The organism is Parolsenella catena, assembly GCF_003966955.1.
GTDB lineage: Bacteria > Actinomycetota > Coriobacteriia > Coriobacteriales > Atopobiaceae > Parolsenella > Parolsenella catena.
Genome location: NZ_AP019367.1, coordinates 1,334,170 through 1,352,920, shown reverse-complemented (window position 1 = coordinate 1,352,920; position 18,751 = coordinate 1,334,170). Strand labels below are relative to the sequence as shown.

General features: G+C 61.2%; 18 protein-coding genes. 12 read left to right on the top strand and 6 right to left on the bottom strand.

The features are described from left to right. Positions 1-8 precede the first annotated feature (8 nt). The 3 genes from Pcatena_RS06100 (at position 9) to Pcatena_RS06090 (ending at position 4,319) form a co-directional block, all read left to right on the top strand. On the top strand, positions 9-1,892 hold the full coding sequence (locus tag Pcatena_RS06100; protein WP_172596396.1) for a glycosyltransferase family protein: 1,884 nt from the start codon (positions 9-11) through the stop codon (positions 1,890-1,892). A gap of 34 nt (positions 1,893-1,926) precedes the next feature. Beyond that, the gene (gene glf / locus Pcatena_RS06095) at positions 1,927-3,051 is read left to right on the top strand and encodes a UDP-galactopyranose mutase (protein WP_126422577.1); all 1,125 of its coding nucleotides are present in this window, start codon (positions 1,927-1,929) and stop codon (positions 3,049-3,051) included. A gap of 140 nt (positions 3,052-3,191) precedes the next feature. Beyond that, positions 3,192-4,319, top strand: coding sequence for a LicD family protein (locus Pcatena_RS06090; RefSeq protein WP_126422575.1), 1,128 nt, complete (start codon positions 3,192-3,194; stop codon positions 4,317-4,319). Between the two features lie 60 nt (positions 4,320-4,379). Here Pcatena_RS06090 and tagD read toward each other — a convergent pair whose 3' ends face one another. Beyond that, positions 4,380-4,856, bottom strand: a complete 477-nt coding sequence (tagD, locus tag Pcatena_RS06085; RefSeq protein ID WP_126422573.1) for a glycerol-3-phosphate cytidylyltransferase — start codon at positions 4,854-4,856, stop codon at positions 4,380-4,382. 1,001 nt (positions 4,857-5,857) lie between these two features. On the opposite strand from tagD, the gene rfbB reads away from it, so the two are divergent. The 6 genes from rfbB to Pcatena_RS06055 all read left to right on the top strand — a co-directional run bounded on the left by rfbB (position 5,858) and on the right by Pcatena_RS06055 (position 12,133). Next, positions 5,858-6,868, top strand: a complete 1,011-nt coding sequence (gene rfbB / locus Pcatena_RS06080) for a dTDP-glucose 4,6-dehydratase (RefSeq protein ID WP_126422571.1) — start codon at positions 5,858-5,860, stop codon at positions 6,866-6,868. Positions 6,869-6,956: 88 nt separating this feature from the next. Next, positions 6,957-7,391, top strand: a complete 435-nt coding sequence (locus tag Pcatena_RS06075) for a DUF4869 domain-containing protein (RefSeq protein ID WP_126422569.1) — start codon at positions 6,957-6,959, stop codon at positions 7,389-7,391. 9 nt (positions 7,392-7,400) lie between these two features. After that, a complete protein-coding gene (locus tag Pcatena_RS06070; RefSeq protein WP_232619840.1) occupies positions 7,401-8,375 on the top strand; it encodes a P-loop NTPase family protein in 975 nt (324 codons plus the stop codon). A 164-nt stretch (positions 8,376-8,539) separates the two neighbouring features. Further along, the gene (locus Pcatena_RS06065) at positions 8,540-9,031 is read left to right on the top strand and encodes an arginine repressor (RefSeq protein WP_126422567.1); all 492 of its coding nucleotides are present in this window, start codon (positions 8,540-8,542) and stop codon (positions 9,029-9,031) included. A 59-nt stretch (positions 9,032-9,090) separates the two neighbouring features. Next, complete coding sequence (locus tag Pcatena_RS06060; RefSeq protein ID WP_126422565.1) at positions 9,091-10,413, top strand: argininosuccinate synthase; 1,323 nt, start codon at positions 9,091-9,093, stop codon at positions 10,411-10,413. A 163-nt stretch (positions 10,414-10,576) separates the two neighbouring features. Further along, positions 10,577-12,133 carry an ATP-binding protein gene (locus Pcatena_RS06055; RefSeq protein ID WP_198433389.1) on the top strand — a complete coding sequence of 519 codons (1,557 nt, stop codon included), beginning with the start codon at positions 10,577-10,579 and terminating at the stop codon, positions 12,131-12,133. A gap of 39 nt (positions 12,134-12,172) precedes the next feature. Here Pcatena_RS06055 and bilS read toward each other — a convergent pair whose 3' ends face one another. Both bilS and pyrE read right to left on the bottom strand, forming a co-directional pair. Then, complete coding sequence (bilS, locus tag Pcatena_RS06050) at positions 12,173-12,700, bottom strand: flavodoxin family protein BilS (protein WP_126422563.1); 528 nt, start codon at positions 12,698-12,700, stop codon at positions 12,173-12,175. A gap of 427 nt (positions 12,701-13,127) precedes the next feature. Beyond that, complete coding sequence (gene pyrE / locus Pcatena_RS06045; protein ID WP_126422561.1) at positions 13,128-13,811, bottom strand: orotate phosphoribosyltransferase; 684 nt, start codon at positions 13,809-13,811, stop codon at positions 13,128-13,130. Positions 13,812-14,052: 241 nt separating this feature from the next. Between pyrE and Pcatena_RS06040 the strand changes: the two genes are divergently transcribed. Continuing rightward, positions 14,053-14,307, top strand: a complete 255-nt coding sequence (locus tag Pcatena_RS06040; protein ID WP_232619838.1) for a TM1266 family iron-only hydrogenase system putative regulator — start codon at positions 14,053-14,055, stop codon at positions 14,305-14,307. A gap of 35 nt (positions 14,308-14,342) precedes the next feature. Here Pcatena_RS06040 and Pcatena_RS06035 read toward each other — a convergent pair whose 3' ends face one another. The 3 genes from Pcatena_RS06035 to Pcatena_RS06025 all read right to left on the bottom strand — a co-directional run bounded on the left by Pcatena_RS06035 (position 14,343) and on the right by Pcatena_RS06025 (position 16,773). After that, a complete protein-coding gene (locus Pcatena_RS06035) occupies positions 14,343-15,134 on the bottom strand; it encodes an amino acid ABC transporter ATP-binding protein (RefSeq protein WP_232619837.1) in 792 nt (263 codons plus the stop codon). 9 nt (positions 15,135-15,143) lie between these two features. Further along, entirely contained in the window at positions 15,144-15,797 is a 654-nt protein-coding gene (locus tag Pcatena_RS06030; RefSeq protein ID WP_126422558.1) for an amino acid ABC transporter permease, read from the bottom strand. Positions 15,798-15,903: 106 nt separating this feature from the next. Continuing rightward, a complete protein-coding gene (locus Pcatena_RS06025) occupies positions 15,904-16,773 on the bottom strand; it encodes a transporter substrate-binding domain-containing protein (protein WP_126422556.1) in 870 nt (289 codons plus the stop codon). A 492-nt stretch (positions 16,774-17,265) separates the two neighbouring features. Here Pcatena_RS06025 and Pcatena_RS06020 point away from each other — a divergent pair, with 492 nt between their 5' ends. Beyond that, entirely contained in the window at positions 17,266-18,213 is a 948-nt protein-coding gene (locus Pcatena_RS06020) for an FAD binding domain-containing protein (RefSeq protein WP_126422554.1), read from the top strand. Further along, positions 18,204-18,749: a (2Fe-2S)-binding protein gene (locus Pcatena_RS06015; RefSeq protein WP_126422552.1), complete on the top strand. Its 546-nt coding sequence runs from the start codon at positions 18,204-18,206 to the stop codon at positions 18,747-18,749. Before Pcatena_RS06020 ends, Pcatena_RS06015 begins: the two co-directional genes overlap by 10 nt. Positions 18,750-18,751: the final 2 nt, after the last annotated feature.

Below are 18,751 nucleotides of genomic sequence, written 5' to 3'. Positions count from 1 at the left end.
GAGGACAAATGAGATTCAAACTTGCAAACTGTCTGCTTGGGGGGGATTCCGTTTTCGAGAACTATCCTTCCATGCTATATAAGACAGTTTCTGGAACGTCGAGCTTTCAGTTCGTAGATAACTCACTTGCGCTGTGCTGTGGAGAATTTGATTTCACTACTTACTTCAACGCTCTTTCAATTACTAAGTGGATTGAGTATACCGTCGCAAAAACGTTCTACCTGCATCTTGAATACAAGGGGTCATCGTTTAAGCTCTGCCAGCGTTTTGCGAATTCCTACGATCTGGACTCGCAAATTGTAATTGACGGTGAGCGCGAAGCCCGGGCGTCAGACGAATGGGTCTCTCTTGATATCCAGTTGAATCCAATTGAGTTCGAAGTTCTCCATGCTTTTTCGATTAAGACGTCGGGCGAAGTATGCTTACGTAACGCGTATTACTTTACCGATGTTGACCGGTCAGCAATCCGAAATGTCGAGTTGGCGATTGCGAGTACGACGTTTAAAAAAGAAGACTATATCAGAAAGAATATTCGTCTGATTCGTGATGGGGTTTTGTCTTCGGACGAGCCTATCGCGAATCATTTAACCCTCCATGTTGTTGACAACGGCAGAACGTTGCCAGCTGAAGATGGCGATTCGAATAGGATCGTGATTCACCAGAATCCTAACGTCGGCGGCTCTGGTGGGTTTGCATATGGAATGATTCTGGCGATGGAGCAGTCGCCAAAAGCAACCCACGTATTGCTGATGGACGATGACGTCTCGGTTCTGCCCGAGAGCTTTATCCGTACCTTCAATCTGCTCAGTCTCCTCAAGGATGACTATCAGGACGCCTTCTTGTCTGGTGCCATGATGAGCCTTGAGGAGCCGAATCTTCGGACGGAAGACCTTGGATTCTTCACGTCCACGGGCAATTTCTCTCCTCTTAAGCCAAGTGGCTATATGACTAACCTCCATGATGTGGTGGAGACGGAGGCCTATACGGCGCCGACGGATTCATGGGTCGATACCAAGCAGCAGTATGCCGGCTGGTGGTATTGCGCTGTTCCCGTATCAACGATTGAGAAATGCGGTCTGCCCCTTCCGCTGTTCGTCCGCTCTGATGATGCCGAGTACTCGCTCCGCTGCAATCCTAGGTTCATGACGATGAACGGCATATGCGTATGGCACAACGAGTTCAGATATAAGTACAGCGCTGCAGTTGAACGCTATCAGGTTAGTCGCAACACACTAATTTGCCAGGCAACTACTGGAATGGCTCCGCTGTCCGATTTCCTTAAGGAAATTCACCACGAGGTCCAGCTTGATCTTAAGAAGTTCAACTATGACGATGCGGCTCTTGCTGTTAAGGGACTTGAAGACTTCCTGAGGGGCCCTGAGTTCATTAAGCATCCTGTTGCTGAGAGGCGTTTTATTGAGGCTAACAAGGAAAAGGAGAAGCTTGTTCCACTTGAAGATCTCCTTCATCAGGCGAGAGAACTTGGGGTTGATCTCGAAAACTTGTCAGAGTGGAATCTCAACTGCGGTGGACCTCGCGGCAAGGTAGAGGCCGCTAAGGACCTCATCACTTTTAACGGGCAGCGTTTTGTTGACGAAAGCAAGTCTCGCAAGGGCAAGGTTGCTGTGATTGACGCCGCTGGATGGGTGTATCCCTCGGCTGAAATTCGCGATGTCGACACGCTCATCGTAGTCGATATGGCAAATAAAAAGGGCGCTATTCGCCACTATGACAAGGAGCGCTTCAAGCAGGTATGGAGTCGTTATAAGAAGGCTGCTAAGGAATTTAAGGCTAACAAAACGCACCTATATGCCAAATACGCTGCCTGTAGAGATGAGCTGACATCTGTTGGCTTCTGGAAGAAGTATCTGGCAGAAGCTGACTCGCAGTAAATAAATGCCCGCAAGTTATTTTAGGAGCCCACGCATGTCCCAGTACGACTACCTCGTCGTCGGAGCCGGCCTGTCCGGCGCCGTGTTCGCAAACGCCGCACGCAAGGCCGGCAAGTCCGTCCTCGTCATCGACCGCCGCGACCACATCGCCGGCAACGTCTACACCGAGGAAGTTGAGGGTATCAACGTCCACAGGTACGGCGCCCACATCTTCCACACCTCGATGAAGGACGTTTGGGAGTACGTTAACCGGTTCGCCGAGTTCAACAACTACGTGAACTCGCCCGTGGCCAACTTCCACGGCAACATGTACAACATGCCGTTCAACATGAACACGTTCGCCAAGATGTGGCCCGGCGTCGTCACGCCGGCAGACGCCCGTGCCAAGATCGCGGAGCAAGTGGCAGCCGAGCGCATCGGTGAGCCCGCCAACCTCGAGGAGCAGGCGCTCTCCCTTGTGGGCCGCGACATCTTCGAGACGCTCGTCAAGGGCTACACGGAGAAGCAGTGGGGCCGTGACTGCAAGGACCTTCCCGCGAGCATCATCAAGCGCCTGCCGTGCCGCTTCACCTATGACAACAACTACTTCAACGACCGCTACCAGGGCGTCCCCATGGGCGGCTACACCAAGATGGTCGCCAACATGCTCGAGGGCGTCGAGGCGCGCTGCGGCGTCGAGTACAAGGAACTCGTGGCCGAGCAGCCCGACATCGCCGCCAGGACCATCTATTGTGGCCCCATCGACGCGTTCTACGACTTCAGGCTGGGCACGCTCGAGTACCGCAGCCTTCGCTTCGAGAGCGAGGTCCTCGACGAGTCCGATCACCAGGGCGTGGCCGTGGTCAACTACACCGCCCGAGAGGTGCCCTACACGCGCGTCATCGAGCACAAGCACTTCGAGTTCGGCGACCAGCCCAAGACCGTGATCACCCGCGAGTACCCGGCTGACTGGAAGCCTGGCGACGAGCCCTACTATCCCATCAACGACGCCAGGAACGAGGCCCTCTACAGGCAGTACGAGCAGCTCGCGGCTCAGGAGGGCAGCGTGGTCTTTGCCGGGCGCCTAGGCGGCTACAAGTACTACGACATGGACAAGGCCATCGCCGCCGCGTTCGAGCTCGTGCGCAGGGAGCTCGGCGTGGAGCCGACGGAGGCGTAGCCCGTCCGAAATCGCTTAAATACGGCCGCTGTGGTTTCCCCACGGCGGCCGTGTTGCTTCTCAGCGAATCAAGTCGCAGGGCAACCGTGGTTACTGATACCTTATTGATTATTGAATCGATTACAACTCTTGGAGGCTGTATGTCCGTAGCTGGCAATATCAAGCAGTTTCTGCCGGGCTCATCGCGTTCGCTCCATGCCATGCATCGCGATGTCGCGGACATGCATGACGAGATGCATGTAGAAATCGCCGAGATCAAGCGTCAGCTTGGCGAACTCTATCGTCGCGTGGAGCAGGCCGATAACGGCATCAACATGAACCTCAACTACAAGTATGGTCTGCTTGATTCAAGCCTTGACGCGCATGATGCGCACATGAAGATGTTCGCGTGGGAAAACTACCGCAGGGGGGGCGAGACGTTGGAGGATGCCAAGAAGCGCTTCTTTCGCTCTCTTCCCAAGGCCACAGGCGGCATGAGGCTGCTCCAGCTTGGATGTGCCAAGCTGCTCGGTGAGTTTGATGCGCTGTGCAAGGCGAATGAGATTCCGTATTGGATTAATTTCGGTACGCTCATTGGTGCTATTCGGCATGGTGGGTTTATTCCCTGGGATGATGATACTGACCTCGGAATCATGAGGGACGATCTTGACCGTCTCATGAATGTGGTTGAAGAAGAGTCGCGCTATAGGATTACGGTTGTTTACGACAAGTACGTCCATTGCCGCCAGGTGCGTTTTCTATACGCCGATGGCTCAATTCCCTGTTTCCTTGACTTGTTTATCTACGACTGGGCACCTGCGGTCGATGCAGCCAAGGCGGAGCGGCAGAGAGAGCTACGCCGTCAGATGGTCGACGAGATGGAGAAGGACGAGCGCCTGGCTTTTTGGGGCGAATGCCCCTATTACTCCGGTGAGAAGTCCGCTTTGATCCAGGGCTATTACGACCGCTACCTTGGCGTTTCTCGTGATGAGGGCATTATCTGCGATGGGGGAGAGGCAAAGGCAATCGTTTGGGCGATTGACAACCTTGACGATGACAAGCAGCACCAGTGGTCTTACTCTCTTAGCGACCTGTTCCCAACTCAGGAGATGGAGTTCGAGGGAGTAAAGCTTGAGGCCCCAGGTAATCCTGACGTCTTTCTGCAGAGCAGGTATGGGGACATCCTCGAATTGCCGAAGGACATACATACTCACTTCGAACACGTTGACCATGACGAGTTGGAATCAGGAGACACCAACGAGGCAATGAGAGAGTTGCTTGGAGAGTAGATGATGCGTCCTGCGGATGGTTTGGCTCAGTGTCCAAGCCGTCCGCAGGGCATTTTCCCATCAGTGCTTGTTCTCGAGTCTGCTTTTAACCTCGGTTGTGGAGATACCAGGGGTCCTGTTTAGATAGACAACCTCGCACATGTCCTTGAGTGACTCGAAGTGCGGGTCTCCCTTCCAATCGCCACCCATGCAGACAACATCGACGTGATACTGCTCGATGTCGCGCTTCTTCTGCTCCCAGCAGCTCTCGGGGATTACGAGGTCTACGTACCTAATGGCCTCGAGCATTTCTTTCCTGACCTCGTAGGGGTAGAAGCTCATTTTGCCCTTGAGGGCATTGAACTCGTCGGTCGACAGGGCGACGATGAGATAATCTCCCAGCTTCGAGGCCTGCTGAAGAAGCCTGATGTGACCGTAGTGCAGCAGGTCAAATGTGCCATAGGTGAGAACGCGTCGAAGGCCGGGCGTCCCCGAGGCTTCGCTGGTTGGGAGAAGGCTTGGCGTGGTGTCAATGCGAACTGAGTTGATGTGAGACATGGTGCTCCGTTAATCGTTGCTAACAATGGTTCTTTAGATCCTGCTTTTAAGGATAAACACATGATTGTGTTGGCTCCGTTTCTCTGCCAATTCTTTGAAGCGCTCTCTGACAAATGGGCGTTGAGGCTGTGCAAGCTTGTGCTCGTAGCCTCTCTCTGGAGTTGCCTGTCCTATTTTGGCCAGTGGCTATTCGTTGCGATTGGCAAGCCGGGCGCTGCTTCTATGATTGAGACCATTACATATCTCATTCCAACGCATCTGGTACCTGTTGGATATTTCGTCTTCTTCTGCGCAGGCTATTTCTTGGAAGGATGATGCCGCTGCTCTCGAAGAAGAATAAGAAGCAGCTTGTCGCCATCGGTTTTCTGTTCTGGGCCCTCGATGTGACCGCTCTCTATGTTGGAGTCTCGGCTGCGGATCCGAGCGACTACTGGTTCTGGGTCGTTATCGCGCTGTTCATCATCTTTGATCGCATCGAGATTGGCTCTACGACGGCGCTTGGAAGGGCCGCATGCGATGGACGGGAGAGAGGTCGTATACCATCTATCTGCTCCAGTACACGTCAATCAAGGCCGTTGCTGCCGTTCTGTACGATGGGTCGGCTCTGGGCATTGTCTCTGCCATGCCTTGACTTGGGCGCCTTGGCGTTTGGGCTCTGCTCGTCTTTGTCTCTTATGTCCGGTCGCTGCTTCTCGCGTCCGTTTTCGATGCATTGGTGCTGAAGCTGGTGCAGAAGGGATGTCGGTGGGCTTTGAGGCGTATCTCCTCTTGTTAGCGAGTTGCGTCGTAGGTATGACGCCTTGCCGGAATCTGCGGAGAAGCAGGTCTCGCATTCTGCGAGATATTCTCGCGATAAGCGTATACGGCTATATACAAGGCGATATTAAGTTATACAAACTTCAATAGACTGAACTTCATGTATACACTGCTTCAACAAGGATGGGGTTACTCCGCCTAACGCTGTGACCTCTCTTGCCCAGTTCTTTACGTAGGGGTGTGCGTTGTTCGAGCCCAGAAACATCATCGTCACGGGCGGCTGCGGCTTCATCGGCAGCAACTTCGTGCACTACGTCGTGGACAACCACCCCGGGGTCCACGTGACCGTCCTCGACAAGCTCACCTACGCCGGAAGCCCCGCTAACATCGCCGGGCTGCCGGCCGACCGCGTCGAGCTCGTCGTGGGCGACATCTGCGACGCGGCTCTGCTCGACGAACTCGTCCCCGGACACGACGCCATCGTCCACTACGCGGCGGAGTCCCACAACGACAACTCCATCGCCGACCCCGAGCCCTTCCTGCGAACCAACGTCGAGGGCACCTTCCGCCTGCTGGAGGCCGTGAGGAAGCATGGCATCCGCTACCACCACGTCTCCACCGACGAGGTTTACGGCGACCTGGCCCTGGACGACCCGGCGCGCTTCACCGAGGAGACGCCCTACCATCCCAGCTCCCCGTACAGCTCCACCAAGGCGAGCTCGGACATGCTCGTCCGCGCCTGGACCCGCACCTACGGCCTGCGCACGACCATCTCCAACTGCTCGAACAACTACGGCCCCTACCAGCACGTGGAGAAGTTCATCCCCCGCCAGATCACCAACATCATCGACGGCGAGCGCCCGAAGCTCTACGGCAGGGGCGAGAACGTCCGCGACTGGATTCACACCGAGGACCACAGCTCGGCCGTCTGGGCCATCCTCACTCGCGGCCGCGTCGGCGAGACCTACCTCATCGGCGCGGACGGCGAGCGCAACAACATAACGGTGCTGCGCATGATCCTGGAGGCCATGGGCAAGGACCCGGACGACTTCGACTGGGTGCGCGACCGCCCCGGCCACGACCGCCGCTACGCCATCGACTCGACCAAGCTGCGCCGCGAGCTGGGCTGGGAGCCCAGGCACACGGACTTCGCCGAGGGCCTGCGCCAGGCGATCGCGTGGTACGTGGACAACGAGGACTGGTGGCACCCGGCCAAGGCCGCCACGGAGGCGCGCTACAAGGCCCAGGGCCAGTAGGGGTTCTCGCACGATGACGCGCAGGCCCTCGCCTCGCCTCCGGCACTTCTCTAAAATGGCTACCAAGATAGCTTTCCTAGGAGCGTCCATGCTTAATGCCTATTTTGGTCCCATGCCAGAGGCCATCTACAATACTGCGGTCTACTTCAAGAACACCTACCGTGACTCTTGGATCACGGACCCGATGTCCGTTGAGATGATCAAGGACGTGGACAAGTCGGATGTGGTTTCGGCGAGCCTCATCGAGAGCCCGGTTTTGGGCAGCATCTCACCGCTGATGTTGTCTGGCGGCGTGAAGACCCTCATGCTCGTCAAGTTCGATAGGACGCATGTCTTCAATGCATCTACCTGCGGTGACAACTGCGCAAAGTGGCTTTTGAGGATTGCCCGAGACCGGAAGGTCGTCATCAACCTTCATCATGTCATGGACTTTGGGGACGAGTTCAAGATTCGTGTCTCCAACAGTGGCGCCATCGTTCGGAACATGACCGACCTCCTGCGCGAGGCCTCGAACTACCTCTAGGGGCACAAGATGCTGGGTTCATATCACGTAAAGGTCACTCGTAGGCGGGGTGCGTCGTTCCGGTTTGTTGTCCGGCGCAACCTCACGGTGGTGCGCGGTGACAGCGGAACGGGCAAGACCACGCTCTTTGAGATGATCGCGGACCACACTCGCCTGGGCGAGCGCTCAGGCGTAAGCATTCAATGCGAGAGGGAGTGCGTTGCCCTCACGGACATCGACTGGAAAAATCAGCTCTCTGGGCTGCATGATTCCATCGTGTTCGTTGACGAGGGTCTCGAGGCCCTCGGCTCGGATGACTTCGCGCGAGAGGCAAAGAAGTCGGGCAACTACTTTGTCATCTTCTCCCGCAACGAGCTGTGCAACCTTCCCTATAGCGTCAACGAGATATATCGCATAAAGACCAGTGGGAAGTACCATTCGTTCGTTCCGCTCTACAAGGAGGGCGAGGGCCATCGCTATAGCCTTTCTCGCGCCTTGCCGAGACACGACTTTGACGTGCTTGTGACGGAGGACTCCCGCTCTGGCCTGCGGTTCTACTCGAATAGGTTTGAGGGCTCTGACTTGAGGTGCGAGTCTGCCAAGTCGAACTCGGGCATCATGGCTTGGCTTCTCGAGCACGCGGACGAGCATGTGTTTGTCATTGCGGACGGCGCGGCGTTTGGCCCCTATGCCGACCGCGTGCTCAAGCTGCAGAGGGAGCACCCTGCGAACATCACCGTCTGCCTGCCGGAGTCGTTCGAGTGGCTTCTTCTCAAGGCGGCGATCGTTGGGTCGAGAGATGCCGAGGCCATGCTGGCCGATCCCTCGAGCCACATCGAAAGCTCGAAGTACTTCAGCTGGGAGCGCTACTTTACTGACTACCTGGAGGGGCTGACGGTAGGACAGCCGTTTGCCTATGGAAAGGACAAGCTGGCGGATGCCTACATGGCCGAGGCGAATGCCTCGAAGGTCATAGCGCTTATAGCTTGCAGAAACGTGCGGTAGGGCACTCGGCGGGAGGCTAGCGTGCTCCTGGGTTTTGGCTCGTAGCTTGTTGCGTGGGGCAGCGGACCGCGCCCCTGTCCCGGCCCTAGCGCGAGAAGAAAAATGTCACAAAACTGTTTAAAGAAACGATTAATTGCGAAAATAACGCATGAAACCGTGCTAATATGCATTCCGTTGCGATTGATGCGCAACAGGAGTATATCAGCACGGAAGGCAGCAACGTGAAGAAGCGCTTCAACAGGCAGGACGCCATCAGGCAGGTCGTACGCGAGAAGTCCATCAAGACCCAACGCGCGCTCGTCGAGGAGCTCGACACCCTCGGCTTTGTCTGCACGCAGGCCACCATCTCGCGCGACATCGCCGACATGGGGCTTCGCAAGCTGCCTGAGGGCGTGTACGTCCTCGCCGAGGACCTGCATCTGCAGCGCATGGTCTCCACGCTCGTCACCGGCGTCGTGCGTGCCAACAACATCGTGGTCATCCACTCGCAAGCGGGTACTGCCCAGGGCGTGGCCGCCGCCATCGACGACGCGAGCCTGCCCGACATCGCGGGCTGTATCGCCGGCGACGACACGATCATGGTCGTCTGCATGACGGACGCCGAGGCCGCAAGCCTCGAGCAGCTCGTCAACAAGCTGCGAAACGTCCACGAGTAGCACGGGCCCTCGGGTCGCCAAGCCAACCATCTGCAACCTCTAGCAAAAGGGAGTCTCACATGTCCGAAAAGGGTAAGGTCGTTCTCGCGTATTCCGGTGGCCTCGACACGTCGTGCCTGCTCAAGTACCTGCAGGACGACGGCTACGACGTGGTCTCCTGCATCGCCGCACTGGGCCAGCCGTCCGAGGAGCGCTGCGACATCGACGCCGTGAACGAGAAGGCCAAGAAGCTCGGCGCCGTCGCCGCCTACGACGTTGACATCCGCGACGAGTTCGCCGAGGACTTCATCGCCAAGGCCATCTTTGCCAACGGCATGTACGAGAACAAGTACCCGCTGCTCTCCGCGCTGTCTCGCCCGGCCATCTGCCGCCATCTCGTGAAGGTTGCCCAGGCCGAGGGTGCCGTGGCCATCGCGCACGGCTGCACCGGCAAGGGCAACGACCAGGTGCGCTTTGAGCTCGAGTGCAAGGCGCTTGACCCCACGCTCGAAATTCTTGGCCCGGTGCGCAGCTGGGAGCTCACGACCCGCTCCAGCGAGATCGAGTACGCGCAGTCCCGCGGCATTCCCGTGGACGCCACGAAGGAGAACCCCTACTCCATCGACGAGAACGTCTGGGGCCGCGCCATCGAGTGCGGCGTGCTCGAGGATCCGTGGAACGAGGCCCCCAAGGGTGCCTGGGCCATCACCGTTGACCCCGAGGACGCCCCGGACGAGGCCCGCGACGTGGTGCTGGGCTTCGAGGCCGGCCTGCCCGTCTCCATCGACGGCCAGCGCATGAAGCTCTATGACCTCATCGCCGCGCTCAACAAGATCGTGGGCAGCCACGGCTTTGGTCGCATCGACATGATCGAGGACCGTCTCGTGGGCCTCAAGAGCCGCGAGTGCTACGAGCAGCCGGGCGCGCTGGCCATCATCATGGCCCACAAGCAGCTCGAGTGCCTGTGCCTGCCGGGCGACGTGCTGCACACCAAGCTGCAGCTCGAGCACGACTGGAGCCGCCAGGTCTACAACGGCCTGTGGTACTCGCCGCTCAAGGACGCGCTCGACGCGTTCTTTGCGAGCACGCAGAAGACCGTCACCGGCGAGGTTCGCCTGCACCTCTACAAGGGCAGCTGCACCGTCACCGGCTCGCGTGCCAACAGCTCCATGTACGACTTTGGCCTGGCTACCTACGACAAGGGCGACACGTTTGACCGCACGGCAGCCAAGGGCTTCATGGACCTCTTTGGCCTGCCCAACCGCGTGTGGGCCGAGCGCCGCGTGGAGCGCGAGAAGGCCGCGGGCGTCGTGGCCGCCGCGCAGATCGCCGCGATGGGCCAGAAGCAGGCCGAGGCTACCGGTTCCGGCGAGGCTGGCGCCGAGGGCACCGCGAGCAAGTAAGCATCCGCTCATATGTGATTGTCTGGGGACGCCTCCCGTGCGGGGGCGTCCTTTTTATGTGTCTCCTTTCTACTTCTTAAACTGTCCAATGCTGTTGAATAGTACTTTACAAACATTGAACAGCAGTTGTAAAGTACTTTCAGAGAGATTGGAGAGCGCGACCATGGGAGTCAACCTTTCAAAGACCGTTGAGCAGATGCGTCGTTTTGGGGGCGACCTTCAGGACATCGAGGTCAAGGAGGCCGTTGGCGGTATGCCCAAGTCTATGGGCGACTCCGTGTCTGCCCTGGCAAATGGATCGGGTGGTCTCGTCATACTCGGGTTGTCCGAGAAGTTGGGCTTTATGCCGGCTCCTGGCTTTAGGGCTCGCCCCATCTACGATGCCCTGTCTGAGCTGTGCGCCGACCGGCTGGTACCGCCGGTGCGTGCACACATCGATGTCATGGAATTTGAGGGCGCAGAGGTCGTCGTGGGGGAGATCCCAGAGCTCTCCCCGCAGGACAAGCCCTGCTATGTTGCGTCAAAGGGCATGTATGCCGGGTCATTTATCCGTGTGGGCGATGGCGATAGGCTGCTCACCAGGTATGAGATCGACCGCTTGTCGGAAGAGCGCTCTCAGCCCAAACATGACCTTGGGATCGTCGAGGGGGCTTGTCTGGAAGACCTGGACGAGCAGCTCGTCGGCGGTCTGCTTGCTCGGCAACGAGAGATACACCCACGCGTATTTGCCAGGCTCTCGGACAGGGAGGCCTTGTTTGCGCTGAACGTCTTGGGAAGGTCGCGTGACGGGGAGGAGGGAGTGACGCTTGCCGGGCTGCTCGCCCTTGGCACGTATCCACAGCACTTCTACCCTCGCCTTACGGTGAGCTTTGCCTGCTATCCTGGGACAAGAAGGGCCTCGGAGACCGGAGTGAAGTTCCTTGACTCCCAGAGCATGGCAGGCCCCATACCTGCCGTTTTGCTTGATACCATGGCTGCGGTGAGAAGGAACATGCGCACGGGGGGCAGGCTTCAGGACGGTCTTCGCTATGACGTTCCTGACTATCCTCTCGATGCCGTTCGAGAGCTCGTGTGCAACGCGCTCATGCATCGTGATTACTCGCCCATGGGATGCGGCTCTCAGGTTCAGGTGAACATGTATGAGGACAGACTCGAGGTCCTGAGTCCCGGTGGGCTCTATGGAGCGGTGACGGTTGACTCGCTGGGCGAGGTGGGGGCGTCGTCGACGCGCAACCGCTATCTTTCCGAGCTTCTCGAGTCGACGCCCTATGAGGGCGGGGGGTTCGTTGCCGAGAACCGTGGGACCGGCTTTCAGCTGGTCGAGGAGGAGCTCAGGGCCGCCGATATGGAGCCGCCGGTTATCGTGGACAGGCCGAGTCTGTTCTCTGTGACGTTGAGGCGACGCGGCTCTGCGGCCGCAAGCTTGGATGAGGCACGAGACACGGGCCGTCAGGAGCGTCGGGTGCGAACGGAGGCGAGCGGCTTATCCTTCCCGCATCGAGTTGATATGGCCTGGCATCCCTCGGGGTCGTCACTGGTCGTCTACGAGACGATTCGCAAGATGGGAGAGGCGCGGCCGGCAGAGATAGCGAGTGAGACGCGGCTGCCGCGAAGCACGGTGTCCTACGCGCTCAAGAAGCTGCTTGAGAAGGGGGTGATAGTGGTTTTGGACGGCTCGGAGGCAAAAAACAGCCCCATGCGAGCATATAGGCTGGCATAAGGGCAAAAATCCGTGCTGGGAACGCTGGGTGCGTCGGCGCTATGCGAGGCCGGCGGCGCGAAGGGCGACGTCGAGGGCGCGCAGGTCGTCGGTGTTGGGGTGGGAACGGGCCACCTCGAAGTTCTTGATGAGCATGGCGGCGCGCTTGGCCTCCGGGCTGCCCGCCTCGGCCTCGGCGAGCATGGTGCGGTAGCGGTCCAGCACGGCCTCGCCCATCTTGCCCTGGCACATGAACGAGCCCACCACCTCGCAAGAATCCGGCAGCTCCTCGCGGATGCGCGAGAGGATGGCGTTGAAGTACTCCTCGGACTCGCCGTAGCCGCAGGTGCCAAAGAGGAAGACGCGGGCGTGGTCGAGCATGCCGAGAAAGGCGAGGACGTCTGCCGAGGCGGTGCCCTTGTCGGTCCAGGAGCCCACGAAGACGACGTCCGCGTGGGTGGTCCCTGCCGGGGCGTCCGCCGGCGTGCCAAAGTAGGTGCAGCCCTCCTCGCCCAGCGTCTTGCGGATGCGCCTGGCGACGAGTTCGGTGTTGCCCGTCTGGCTCGAGAAGACGATCGAGTAGTTCATGGATGCCCCCTTGGTGTCCGCATGGTGCGCGGAGACGATGTCGTTACGCTCGGGTTAGGTGCTTATACCCATATTTCTGCTGCTTGAACGTATCGTTTTGGTAACGGGGGAGCAAGGGTGTGGACGAGAGGCCTTGCACTGGTGTCGCGTGCCTGGGTATGGGGCTCGCGCGGGTTGGGGGGCACGCGGACATATGGGCTTGATGATGACGCCCCCGCCGATGCCGCACAGCGGGCCCAGCGTTGAGACAAGGAAGCAGACGATGGCGATGATGAGCAGGTTGAGCATGCTGTGTCCCGTTACATAAAGGGGCGCCCGCCAGTTGCCTGGCGAGCGCCCGCGGTGATTGTGGTTCTTGTGGCCGTCCGTGGCGGCTGTCCTGCCGATGCGGCCGGCAGTCGTTCTCGCGCTTCTCGCGCAGACGCTGCTACTCCTTGACGCCGTACTGCTCGTAGTAGGCGTCGATGCGGGCCTTGAGCTCGTCGTCGATGACGACCTTGCCGTCAATCTCGTGGTTGTGGAGCACCTCGACGACCTCGGCCATGGAGACGATGGAGGCAACGGGGAAGCCGTAGCGGGCCTCGATCTCCTTCTGGGCAGTCGTGACGCCGCCCTTGCCGACCTCCATGCGGTTGAGGCTCACGATGAGGCCGCGGACCTCGACGTTGGCCGCCGCCGTGACCTTGGGGTAGGTCTCATCGATGGACTTGCCGGAGGTGGTGACGTCCTCGACCATGACCACGCGGTCGCCGTCGTGCAGCTCGGCGCCCAGCAGGTTGCCCTTGTCAGCGCCGTGGTCCTTGACCTCCTTGCGGTCGGAGCAGTAGCGGACCTCCTTGCCGTAGAGGTCGTGGTAGGCGATGGCCGTGACCACGGACAGGGGGATGCCCTTGTAGGCGGGCCCGAACAGGACGTCGAAGTCGTCGCCGAAGTTGTCGTGGATGGCGCGGGCGTAGTACTCGCCGAGCTTCTTGAGCTGGTAACCCGTCACGTAGGCGCCGGCGTTCATGAAGAACGGGGACTTGCGGCCGCTCTTGAGCGTGAAGTCGCCGAACTTGAGCACGTCGGACTCGACCATGAACTTGATGAACTCTTCCTTGTAGGCCTCCATGAAGGCTCCCCTCGCGCTCGGCCGCGGGCGTGGCTGGCGCACCCGCGCGTGTCTTGGCACATACATTCCCAGAATAGGGCAAAGCGCGTGTGCGCGCTTGTGATTTCCGGTGGCCGAGCACGGCTGCTGGTATGAAGAGACCAAACAGATGTTTGGGTATACTCAGGAAGGACGTGGAGGCGTGCTAAAGCCCCGCCCGGCGACGGGAGGGGGTGGGCAACGTTTTGAGGGGGAGTGGCACGTGACGAGGGTTGCGATCATGGGCGTCATCGTGGAGGACATGGACAGCGTCGAGGCGCTCAACGGGCTTCTCCACGAGTGCGGCCGCTTCATCATCGGGCGCATGGGGCTGCCGTATCGCGAGCGCGGGGTGAGCGTCATCTCCGTGGTGCTCGATGCGCCGCAGGACACGATATCGGCGCTTGCCGGCAAGGTGGGCGCGCTCCCCGGCGTGAGCGTCAAGACGCTCTACTCCAACGTCTCGGGCGGGGAGTAGGGGGGCTGGCTCGCGCGCGTTCCTCGTGCTCGACGCTACCCGCTGTACCTCGCGAGGAACTCGCGCGTGCGCTGCCGCGTGGGCGCGCCGAGCACCTGCTGCGGCGTACCCTCTTCCACGATGGCGCCGCCGTCCATGAAGACGACGCGCGTGGCCACCTCGCGGGCGAACTGCATCTCGTGGGTCACGACGATCATCGTCATGCCCTCCACGGCCAGCTGGCGCATGACCTTGAGGACCTCGCCGGTGAGCTCTGGGTCAAGCGCGCTCGTGGGCTCGTCGAAGAAGAGGATGTCGGGGTTGAGGCACAGCGCCCGCGCGATGCTGGCGCGCTGCTGCTGGCCGCCGGAGAGCTGGCAGGGGACCTTGCCCTCGCAGCCCGCGAGCCCCATCTTGGCGAGCAGCGCCCGCGCCTGGGCCTCGACCTCCGCACGGGGGCGCCTCTGCACGGCGATGGGCGCGTCGCAGACGTTTCTCATCACCGTCATGTGCGGGAACAGGTTGTAGCTCTGGAACACGAGGCCAAAGCGGCTCTTGGCCTGGCGCAGGCGCTCCTTGCTCGCGTAGGTCACGGTGCCGTCCGCGCTCGTGTCTGCCACGGTGAGGTCGCCGAAGGCCACGCTGCCGGCGTCGATGCGCTCGAGCGTGGTGGCACACCTCAGCAGCGTGGACTTGCCGCCGCCCGAGGGACCGATGATGGCAACGACCTCGCCGGGGGCCACGTCGAGCGAGATGGAGCGCAGCACCTGCGTGCTGCCGAAAGACTTGCTCGCGTCTCGCATGGAGAAGACGGGGGCCTGCCCACTCGCCTGGGTCTGTGTGGTCATCGCGCGCTCCTAGTCGTGGTAGTAGTCGAGCTTCTTCTCGACGGCGCCCAGCGCCAGCTCGACGATGAAGTTGAACACCCAGTACAGCACGGCCGCGATGGCAAACGGCGCCATGCTCACCTGCGAGGCCACCAGGGCCTTGGCCGTGGAGAACATCTCGGCCACGCCGATGGAGAACGCCAGCGACGTGTCCTTCACGAGCGTGATGATCTCATTGCCCATGGACGGCAGGACCTTCTTGACCACCTGTGGCAGCACGATGCGGAAGAACGTCTGCGAGCTGGAGTAGCCCAGGACCTCGGCCGCCTCGTACTGGCCGCGCGGCACGGACTGGATGCCCGAGCGGTAGATCTCTGCGAAGTAGGCCGCGTAGTTGACGATGAACGCCACGACGCACGCCTGCCACTTTGACGCCGGCGTGAGCTCGATGCCGAACACGTAGAACGGCGCAAAGTAGATCGCGAACATCTGCAGCATGAGCGGGGTGCCGCGCAGCACCGAGATGAAAGCCCGCGCGAGAAGCGCGAGCGGACGGAAGCGGCTCATGCGTGCCAGGGCAATCGGCACGCCGAGCGGAATCGAGCCGACGAGCGTGAGGGCGAACAGCGCGAGCGTCGTGCCGAAGCCCTGGACGAGCATGCCTGTCATCGTGGCGAGGTCCACGTGAGTCTCCTTGTGGCGTGGGTTGGGCGCCGCGTGGCGCCGGGAGTTGCGAGAGGCCGGCGCCGTCTGGAATGGGTCGCCGGCGCCGACTGAGGGGAGGGGTGCGCTACTTGAGCAGCCAGTTGTCGTAGGAGATGCCGTAGCTGGCGTACTTGTCGCACAGGTCCTTGACGAAGCCGTCCGCGTCCATGGCCTTGAGGGTCTCGGTCACCTTGTCGGCGAGCTGCTGGGAGCCCTTCTTGAAGCCCACGGCGTAGTGCTCGCTGGAGAGGGCCTCGTCGAGCTGGGTGTAGGCGTCGGGCTTGGCGGCGAGCTGGTACTGCGAGATGGAAAGGTCGCAGGCCACGGCGTCAACGGCGCCGCTCTCGAGCTGCATGAACGCGGTGTTGTAGTCGCCGATCGTCTCGAGCGAGGCAAACGTGGTGGCCAGGTCCGCCTTGTCTCCCTGCAGCACCTCGAGGGCCGCGGAGTCCGTCTGGGTGATGACGGCCTTGCCGGCGAGGTCTGCGAGGCTGGCGATGCCGGAGTCCTTCTTCACGACGACGACCTGGCCGTTGAGCATGTAGGGCTCGGAGAAGGTGTAGTCATCCTCACGGCCCTCCATCGTGAAGCCGTTCCAGATGCAGGTGATGGCGCCCGAGCTCAGCAGCGTGTCCTTGGCGTCCCAGTCGATGGGCTCGAGCTGGATGTCCCAGGAGTTGCGGCTGCAGACCTCGGCGGCAAGGTCGAGGTCAAAGCCGGTGAACTGGCCGTCGTCGCCCACGAAGCCGTAGGGAGGGTAGGCCTGGTCAAAGCCCACGGTGAGCTGCGTGATGTTGGCGGAGTCGTCCGTGGCCGCATCCGTGCTGGCAGCGGCCGTCGTGGCGGCGCTGGTGCCGGAGCCGCCACAGCCCACGAGGCCCAGGCCGCAGACGGCGGCGAGGCCTCCTGCGAGGGAGAGGAACTGACGGCGGGAGAGCTGGGCGTTCGCGTTCATGGTGTCCTCCTTAGGCGCGCGGGCGGCGATGCTTCTCGCGCACTTTAGTTTGCTAAAGTCGATGGCTTGTACTTTAGCAAACTAAAGTAGTGTGTGCAAAGCGCGTCACAAACTCGAAACGTTCTGAGTTCGTGACGCGCTTTGTGACGTGCCTTGTCCGTCCCGAGCGGGCAGTGGGCCATGAGGGCCACGCCATGCTCGCGCATCCAGGGCAGCAGGTAGAGGTCGAGGTGGTCGGTGCCGAGGTTGTCGAGCGTGTCGTCGCAGCTGCGGAAGATGTCGTTATCGCGCAAATAGAACAACGAATTGCGGCCCAGAAGCTGTGAATTTGGACGCGCGGGTATCGCGTACCTGCGCGTTTTGCTTTAGGATTCATGTGTAATCCCAACCTTGAAATGCGCGGCCCGGAAGATGGGTCCATGGCGTGCGGCGGATTCACCCCGTGCGCCGGCTGGTTCGGCGCTGCCGGATACGCGCGAGCGAAGGAGAGACGTGCTTCAGTTCAAGAACTACGCCCGCCCCGAGACGGTCGAGGAGGCGTACGAGCTCCTGCGCAAGGGGCGCATGAACCGGGTCCTGGGCGGCGGCGTGTGGCTGCGCCTGCAGGACCGACGCATTTCGACCGTCATCGACCTGTCGGCCTGTGGGCTCGACAAGATCGAGGAGACCGAGGACAGCTTCGTCATCGGCTCCATGGTCACACTCCACCAGCTCGAGACCCACGCCGCGTTCAACGACGCCACGTGCCACGTCTTCGAGCACGCCGTCCGAGACATCGTGGGCACCCAGATGCGCAACTGCGCCACGGTGGGCGGCAGCGTCTTTGGGCGCTTTGGCTTCTCGGACGTCCTCACGGCGCTGCTCGCGCTCGACTGCGAGGTCGAGCTTGCGGGCGCGGGCGTCGTGAGCCTCGCGTCGTTCGTCAACATGCCCTACGAGCGAGACGTGCTCGCCCACGTCATCGTGCACAAGCACGACTACGCGGCGAGCTTTGCGGCCGTGCGCCGGAGCGCCACCGACTTCCCCGTGCTCAACGTCTGCGCCGCGCGCTGGGACGGCTGGCACGTGGCCGTGGGCGCCCGACCCACCCGCGCCCGCCTGCTCGAGGGCGAGCGCCTCGCGCTTCCCGACGACTTCACGCCCGAGCAGCTCGACGCCGCGTGCGAGCGCCTCTCCGAGCTGCCCATGGGGTCCAACATGCGCGGCAGCGAGCGCTATCGCCGCCACCTCGCCCGCGAGCTGGGACGCAGGGCCATCCGCCAGGCCGCCGGCCTCGAGGCTCCCTCGCCAGATCCCGTGGCGCCTGCCCCGCGCACCGTCTGCGCCGGCCACCACGGAGGTGCCGCGCCGTCCGCGCCCGCCTCGGCAGGCGACGCCGCGCCCGCGCACGACCCCGTACCCACCCAGGCCCCGAAGGGAGGCGACGCCTCATGCTCGTAAGTTTCTTCATCAACGACGAGTACGTCTCGGCAGACGTCCGCCCCGACATGCGCCTGCTCGACTTCCTGCGCACGCGCGGTCTCAAGAGCGTCAAGTGCGGCTGCGAGACCACCAACTGCGGCCTGTGCACCGTCTGGCTCGACGGCACGCCCGTGCTCTCGTGCGCCGAGCTCATGTGCCGCATGAACGGCCGCTACGTCACGACGCTCGAGGGGCTCGTTGACGAGTCCGCCGAGTTCGCAAGGTGCATGGCCGAGGAGGGCGCCGAGCAGTGCGGCTTCTGCTCGCCCGGCCTCATCATGAACGTGCTCGCGCTCAAGCGCGACTGCCCCGACGCCTCCGACGAGCAGATCCGCCGCGCGCTGTCCGGAAACCTCTGCCGCTGCACGGGCTACGCAAGCCAGATGCGCGCCGTCCGCCGCTTCCTGGGCCGCGAGACCGTGGCCGCGGGTACCGTGGCGCAGGCCGCCGTGGCCTCCGTGCCCGCCCCCGGCGACGCGCTGCTCGACGCCGCCCCGATCACCGAGGAGGCCTGAGG